At 70.1% G+C, this 5680-nt stretch carries 5 protein-coding genes; 2 read left to right on the top strand and 3 right to left on the bottom strand.

Features of this window, described 5'->3' with window-relative positions:
* Positions 1-973: hypothetical protein (locus tag ACZ6ZR_RS38305; protein ID WP_465650611.1), on the bottom strand; the 973-nt coding region annotated here is incomplete at its 3' end.
* A gap of 253 nt (positions 974-1226) precedes the next feature.
* On the opposite strand from ACZ6ZR_RS38305, the gene ACZ6ZR_RS38300 reads away from it, so the two are divergent.
* On the top strand, positions 1227-1682 hold the full coding sequence (locus ACZ6ZR_RS38300; RefSeq protein ID WP_465650609.1) for a GatB/YqeY domain-containing protein: 456 nt from the start codon (positions 1227-1229) through the stop codon (positions 1680-1682).
* Positions 1683-1808: 126 nt separating this feature from the next.
* Here ACZ6ZR_RS38300 and ACZ6ZR_RS38295 read toward each other — a convergent pair whose 3' ends face one another.
* Complete coding sequence (locus ACZ6ZR_RS38295) at positions 1809-4073, bottom strand: transglycosylase domain-containing protein (RefSeq protein WP_465650607.1); 2265 nt, start codon at positions 4071-4073, stop codon at positions 1809-1811.
* Between the two features lie 400 nt (positions 4074-4473).
* On the opposite strand from ACZ6ZR_RS38295, the gene ACZ6ZR_RS38290 reads away from it, so the two are divergent.
* Positions 4474-4797, top strand: coding sequence for a WhiB family transcriptional regulator (locus tag ACZ6ZR_RS38290; protein WP_345286967.1), 324 nt, complete (start codon positions 4474-4476; stop codon positions 4795-4797).
* A 155-nt stretch (positions 4798-4952) separates the two neighbouring features.
* Here ACZ6ZR_RS38290 and ACZ6ZR_RS38285 read toward each other — a convergent pair.
* On the bottom strand, positions 4953-5680 hold a 728-nt coding region (locus ACZ6ZR_RS38285), incomplete at its 5' end, for an ArsA family ATPase (RefSeq protein WP_465650605.1).

The following is a 5680-nucleotide window of genomic DNA, read 5'->3' as shown; positions in this document are numbered from 1 at the left end:
CCGACGGGGTGGCGGCGACGAGGTCGACGGTCGCGCCCTGGACGCACATGGTGGTGCCGCGCAGCGGCTGCTCGGGGTGCTCGTTGACGATCAGGCAGCGCTGGATCTCGGTCTTGCCGGGGGTGAAGGCGGAGGGGTAGCTGACCCGGACCCGGTGGGTGCTGGTGGCGCCTGCGGCGAGGCTGGAGTTGCGGCCGTCCAGGTAGGCGCCGGAGCCGCTCCAGTCCGCGTTCATCCACTGCTCCACCCGCTGCCAGGTGCCGTCGGCGCGGCGGACCTCGACGGCCGCGCCGTACGGACCGACCACCACGAGGTTGGCCAGGTTGACGTAGGCGGAGGGGGTGTCGTTGGTCAGGGTGGCGTCGAACTCGATCGGGGCTCCGCCGATGACGGCGGTGGAGGGGACCGCGCCGAGGGTGACCTTCGGGGCCTTGACCGCGATGGTGCGGAGCTCGTCGGCGAGCGGGGTGGTGGAGCCCTCGGCAGTGAGCACGGAGTGCAGCGGGACGGACGGGATGCCGCCGTTGGTGGCGCCCTGGTGGGGCAGGCCCATCGGGGCGCCGATCCGCAGGTCGAGGGTCTTCTTGCCGCCGGCCGGGACGGTGACGGCGGTGGGCAGGGCGCCGGAGTAGACCCCGGCGGCGAGGGTGAGCGGGACGGCCTTCCAGCTGCCCGAGGCCTGGTCCTTGTAGTCGATGACCAGGGCGTCGTTGGGGGCGCCGGTGGTGACGTCGGCGGAGAAGGAGAGGGTCAGCTTCTGCTCGGTCGCACCCGGGTTGGTGACGGTCTCGCTGAACTCCACGGGCTGCCCGGCGAAGCCGATCGCGGCCGGGGCGGCGACGGAGAGGGCGACCGTCGCGGCGGAGGCGGCGTCCGCGGCGGAGGCGGCCGTGGTGAGGGTGAGCGGGGCGGCCACGGCGAGCAGGGCGGTGGCGGCGGCGAGGGTGGTGCGGGTACGAATGGTGCTGGTCATGGCTGTCCCCCGGAAGTGACGGTCTGTTGTCTGACGGGGCGTCCGCTCGGGCGGTCCGCCGGGTGTTTCGGGGGCTCCTCGCCACCCTCACACCCTGCTAGACGTGCATCCCCCGGGGAGGTTGCAGGTGGTTCCGAAGAATTTTTCGGACACCTCTGGGAGGGGGTCGGTCGGGCCGCCGCGGGCCGGGCCGGGGCGGTCGCGCGGGAAGAATGGGTTTGCCGGGCGGCGGGCGGCGGCGTAGGAATGCTGCATGACTACGCTCAAGCAGCAGCTGCAGGAGGACCTCACCTCTGCGATCAAGGCCCGGGACGAGCTGCGCTCGTCCACCATCCGGCTCACCCTCTCCGCCGTCACCGCCGAGGAGAAGGCGGGCAAGACCGAGCGCGTGCTCGACGACGCCGAGGTGCTGAAGGTGATCGCCCGTGAGGCGAAGAAGCGCCGGGAGGCGGCCGAGGCGTTCGACCAGGCCGGTCGGGTGGAGTCGGCGGCGCAGGAGCGGGCCGAGGGTGAGGTGCTGGCGCAGTACCTGCCGAAGCAGCTGAGCGACGAGGAGCTGACCGCGATCGTGGCCGAGGCGGTGGCCGCCAGCGGGGCGACCGGGCCGCAGGGCATGGGCGCGGTGATGAAGCTGGTGAAGCCGAAGGTGGACGGTCTGGCGGAGGGTGGCCGGGTGGCCGCCGCGGTGAAGGCCGCGCTCCAGCCGTAACGGAGCCGGGCAGCCGGTGCCGGAGCTCCTGAGGAGCGCGACGGAGCCGGAGGGCCGGGCAGAACACGTCAGAGGGCCACCCCCTGGACGGGGGTGGCCCTCTGACGTGTGGTCAGGCGAGGCGGGTCAGCGGTGGCCGCCGCCGTTGTTGCCCCAGCCGTTCCCGTTGCCGCCGTTCGCACCGTTCCCGCCGCCGATGATGCCGGGCGGGAGGGTGAAGTTGCCGCCGATCAGGCCGCCGGCCGCCTGGCCGCCCTGGCCGCCGTCGTTGGACGGCGGGGTGGCGGTGGCGGTGGCGTTCGGGTCCGGCTTGGGCTGCGGGTCCGGGATGTCGACGGTCTGGAAGGTGCCGCGCGGGGTGCCCATCAGGACCTCGTTCATGGCCATCTGCCAGATCGGGCCGGGGCCGGTGGCGCCGTAGACCGAGTCGAAGCGCTTGCCGCCGATCTTGATGTTCTTCATCGAGACGTAGGTGGTCGGGCCGCCGAGCCAGACCGCGGTGGCCAGTTCGGGGGTGTAGCCGTTGAACCAGGCCGCGTACCGGTTGTCGGTGGTACCGGTCTTGCCGGCGATCTGGCGGCCGTCGTCCAGGCCGAGGGAGGAGCCGGTGCCCTTCTCGGTCACGCCGAGCAGCAGGGTGTTGATGGCGTCGGCGGTGGTCTCGCTCATCGCCTGGCTGCAGTTCGGCTGCGGGACCGGGAGCTGGGTGCCGGCGTTGTTCACCACCGACTTGACGGCGATCGGGGTGCAGTACTTGCCGCGGGCGGCGAAGGCGGCGTAGACGCCGGCCATCGAGAGCGGGCTGACCTCACGGGCGCCGAGCACCATGGCGGGGACCTCGGGGAAGGCCTCGCCGCTGGCCAGCGCCTTGATGCCGAGCTTGTTGGCCATCTGCTTGAAGGCGCAGAGCCCGGTCTCCTGGGCCATCTCGATGAAGTAGGTGTTGACCGACTTCGCCATGGCCTCCTTCAGCTGGTACGGACCGACCTCGCTCTTGCTCTCGTTCTCGATGGTCGCGGGCTTGGTCTTGGAGTTCGTCCAGGTGCCGTTGCAGGTGGTCGTCGTCGGGTACGGGATCTTGTACTCCGACGGGTACTGCTGGGTCACCGGGGTGCCGTTCTCGATGGCCGCGGCGGCCATGATCGGCTTGAAGGTCGAGCCGGGCGAGAAGCCGTTGCCGCCGCCCATCGCCGCGTCGACGTTGAGGTTCAGCACGGTCTGCTTCTGGTTGCCGTCGAGGCCGTACGGGCGGGTCTGGGCCATCGCCAGGATCTCGCCGGTGCCGGGCTTGACCATGGTCATCGCGGCCGAGACGTCGTCGGTCGGGTAGACCTTGGTGGTCACCGCCTTGTGGGCGGCGGCCTGCTTCTGCGGGTCGATGGTGGTGTAGATCTTCAGACCGCCCTGGGACCACAGCTTCTGACGGTCCGTCGCGGTCTTGCCGAAGGCCGGGTCCTGCTTCACCACGTGGCGGACGTAGTCGCAGAAGAAGCCCATCCCGTTCTGCGCGGTGATGCAGCCGTTCAGCGGTTCCTTGTACTTGAGGCCCAGCGGGGCGGCGGTGGCCGCCTTCGCCTCCTCGGCGGTGATGTGCTTGTTCTCCAGCAGCTTGCTGATCACCGTGTCGCGGCGGATCTGGGCCGCCTTGGGGTGCAGCACCGGGTCGTAGGCCGAGGGGTTCTGCACCAGGCCGGCCAGCATCGCGGCCTCGGGGATGGTGAGGTCCTTGGCGCTCTTGGAGAAGTAGCGCTGGGCCGCCGATTCGACCCCGTAGGCCTGGTGACCGTAGAAGGTGATGTTCAGGTAGTTGGTGAGGATCTGGTCCTTGCTCAGCTCCTCCTCCAGCTTGACCGCGATCTTCAGTTCCTTGATCTTGCGGCCGAGGCTCTTCTGGGTGGCGAGCGCGAAGGCTTCCTTGTCGTCGCCGGCCTGCTCCACGAAGACGTTCTTCACGTACTGCTGGGTCAGCGTGGACGCGCCCTGGGTCGCCTCGCCGGACTCCGCGTTCTTGCCGATCGCGCGGGCCACGCCCTTGAGGTCGACGGCGCCGTGCTCGTAGAAGCGGGCGTCCTCGATGTCGACCTGGGCCTGCCGCATGATCGGGGCCATCTGCTCCCTGGCGAGGATGGTCCGGTCGCGGTCGAAGACCTTGGCGATCAGACCGCCGCCGGCGTCGTAGATGTACGAGGCCTGGGAGAGGGTCGGTGTCTTGAAGTCCGTGGGGACGTTGTCGAAGCTCTCGGCGGTGTCCTTCGCGGTCAGACCGAGTGCGCCGATCGCGGGCAGCGCCATCCCGGCCACCAGGACACCGGACAGCACGCTGATGCCCAGGAACTTGAGCCCGAGCCCGGCCTTGTCAAGCGGTGATCCCGCGGGTCGCTGAGGTGCCATGGGGAGAACACTACGTCGCTGATTCCCGTACACGGGGGCAGGTGTTCGCCTACGCTTGTCACAACACTGCGACAGCTTCGCTCTGTTCATGCTCATCACTCTTGTGAGTGATGAGCTTTGCCCGAATTGACCCGTTATCAGATGGTCTACTGACGGGTCCGCCGGCAACGGTGTGGCAGAGGGTGACGAGAGTGGTCGGACGTGGCCTGGCAAGGCCTCCGACCTGCGATCACTCCAACGGGTGAGTGAGCGGATACCCATAGTCCGATTGGGCCATTTGAGATTGGGCCCGAAGGGGCTGTTGCGTCCTGACGTTCTTCCGTAACGTCCTCAACTGGCAGCGGTGAATATGCCGTTGCCGCCGTGGGGGAGCCCCGATTCGGGAGAGGACGGCGCCGGGATGGGCTGGGTGGACGACTGGAGTGCGCAGGCTTCCTGCCGCACGAGTGATCCGGACGAGTTGTTCGTGCAGGGGGCGGCGCAGAACCGCGCGAAGGCGGTCTGCAGTGGCTGCCCGGTCAGGACGGAATGCCTGGCCGACGCCCTGGACAACCGGGTGGAGTTCGGTGTCTGGGGCGGGATGACCGAGCGGGAGCGGCGGGCACTTCTCCGCCGCAGGCCGACGGTGATGTCCTGGCGCAGGCTGCTGGAGACGGCCAGGACGGAGTACGAGGAGTCGCTCGCCACGGGCGTCATCCTCACCGACTACGCCCAGGCGGGCTAGTCGCCGTCGAGGACGATCCGTCGGACGGATCGGCGCCCGGGTGGGGGAGCCCGGGCAGCGATCGGTCCGTACGGCTGTGTGGGGGTACGCCCGCTGAGCGTCGCGGTACAGCGGTACGGGTGCTCAACGGGCGTGTCGCAGAGGCGGGCTGACGGTCAGTCGGTCGGCTCGCCGCCCAGTCGCACGCCGATGGCCCGGAGGCCGTCGAGGTCGTGCACGTCACCGGGCAGGGCCGGCACCTCGACGATCGGCACGTCCGGGTAGACCGAGACGAAGCGGTCCCGGGTGAGCCGCTCCCGGTCCATCACCTGCATCCGCTCCGCGTGCAGCCGGAGCAGTCCGGCGGCCAGCGTCTCCGCCGCCACGTCGTGCTCCGCGCGCGCGTCGCCCAGGCCGTTCTCCTCGAGCGTCTCGGCGGCGGCCAGCGCCCGTTCGGCGGTGAGCTGCGGCGCGCCGGTGCCGTGCACCCGGTTGAGCACCAGCCCGGCCAGCGGCATCTCGTCGGCGGCCAGCCGGTCCACGAAGTACGCGGCCTCGCGCAGCGCGTCCCGCTCGGGGGCGGCGACCACCAGGAAGGCCGTGCCGGGGGCCTTGAGCAGCTGGTAGGTGCGGTCGGCCCGCTCGCGGAAACCGCCGAACATCGAGTCCATGGCCGAGACGAAGGTCTGCACGTCCGTCAGCAACTGGGCGCCGAAGACCTTGCCGAGGGTGCCGGTGACCAGGCCCATCCCGACGTTCAGGAACTTCATCGCGCTCCGGCCGCCGACCTTGGCGGGGGCGGTCAGTATCCGGATCAACTTGCCGTCCAGGAAGGACCCGAGCCGGTTCGGCGCGTCCAGGAAGTCCAGCGCGGAGCGGGACGGCGGGGTGTCCACCACGATCA

The sequence above is a fragment of the Kitasatospora sp. NPDC088742 genome, assembly GCF_055584905.1.
Note: the sequence above shows the minus strand (reverse complement) of the source record. Positions and strands in the feature narration are given on the sequence as shown.

Bases quoted from the DNA above. Each gene is read 5' to 3' on its own strand.
- ACZ6ZR_RS38300 (WP_465650609.1), top strand. From the start codon at position 1,227: ATGACTACGCTCAAGCAGCAGCTGCAGGAGGACCTCACCTCTGCGATC.
- ACZ6ZR_RS38295 (WP_465650607.1), bottom strand. From the start codon at position 4,073: ATGGCACCTCAGCGACCCGCGGGATCACCGCTTGACAAGGCCGGGCTC.
- ACZ6ZR_RS38290 (WP_345286967.1), top strand. From the start codon at position 4,474: ATGGGCTGGGTGGACGACTGGAGTGCGCAGGCTTCCTGCCGCACGAGT.